Source organism: Ottowia flava, assembly GCF_008017535.1.
GTDB lineage: Bacteria > Pseudomonadota > Gammaproteobacteria > Burkholderiales > Burkholderiaceae_C > Ottowia > Ottowia flava.
Genome location: NZ_VRUA01000049.1, coordinates 1 through 1,164, shown reverse-complemented (window position 1 = coordinate 1,164; position 1,164 = coordinate 1). Strand labels below are relative to the sequence as shown.

The window sequence follows — 1,164 nt, the reverse complement described above, 5'->3', positions numbered from 1 at the left end:
CAGCTGGTTTGGCTTGAGAACTCCATCTTGCTTCACCTCGGGTGAACAACCTCTTGGGAAACGACAGCTAGGGATCGGCACCCCGCTCACGATTCAAGGTCCGGGCGTGACGATCACCGCCGGCTACCAAAGCCGCGTGTTGACCGTGGCCACCGGCACCGCTGTGCGCCTGGAAGGGCTGACGATCACCGGAGGCGCAGTGACGGGCAATGGAGGGGGCGATGGACAGAGCGGAGAATTCGCCTCCGGCGCGGGCATCTTCAATGCCGGCCAATTGACGTTGAAAGACGTGACCGTGACGGCCAATGCCGCTGGCGGGGGTGGGGCCAGTGCTAGCAGGCCGTTGAAATACCGCCGATGACCTTGCCTGCGGGCCTTGGAGATCGGTTCTTTGTGGTTATGTGGCCCGAGAATTGGTCCGCGCTCCGTCGGACAGTCCCAAACCCGGTCTTTCAGGAGCCCCAACAGGGTGACTTCGGTGCATTCGTCGCTTCTCAGGCGCATTGCGGACGCACCTGTGCCAAGGTGCGCAAGCGCGTCAGGTTGTAGGCCGCCATGGTTAGCGTCATCAACTGATCGACCTTGGCCAAGCCTTGGACCATGACTTGGCGCATCGGCCCGATCACCTTGCCCCAGCCAAAGCACTGCTCAATGCGCTTTCTCTTGCGCTGACTGACCTCGTAGCCCGTATGCCGCGTGGTGCGTGCGTCGATGGCGCTGCCTCCCACGCGCTTGGTGTTCTGCGCCACGTGCGGCGTGACGTGGATGTCGCGGCACGCCTTGACGAATCCTCGGGTGTCGTAAGCCTTGTCGGCCCCGACCGTCACGCGCTTGCCGGGACCTGCCACGTCGGCCAGCATCTGTGCAGCCACGTCGCGCTCGGCCGTGCCGCCCGAAGTGCTGGCTTGCACGTTGACCATCAGGCCGTGGCGGTTGTCCGTCAGTACGTGGCCCAGGTAGCTGGGCAGCGCAGGTGCTGCGTTGCTCTTGCGGTACAGCCGCGACTGGGGGTCACTCTTGGATTCGTGCGTGGCGTTGCTGCGCGGCTCGCCACGCCAGTCCTCTGGCGGACGGCCATCGTGCGAGCCGTCCTTGCGCCGCATGCTCTTGTGGCTGGCCCAGGCTTGGATTAGCGTGCCGTCCACGCTGAAGTGTTCGCCCGAC

2 protein-coding genes are annotated in these 1,164 nt (G+C 64.4%); one reads left to right on the top strand and one right to left on the bottom strand.

All coding sequences use genetic code 11. The features are described 5' to 3' along the window. On the top strand, positions 1–361 hold a 361-nt coding region (locus FVQ98_RS19510; protein ID WP_222707635.1), incomplete at its 5' end, for a hypothetical protein. 133 nt (positions 362–494) lie between these two features. On the opposite strand, the gene FVQ98_RS19505 is transcribed toward FVQ98_RS19510, so the two are convergent. Further along, a partial coding sequence (locus FVQ98_RS19505) for a transposase (protein ID WP_147915118.1) occupies positions 495–1,164 on the bottom strand: 670 nt, incomplete at its 5' end.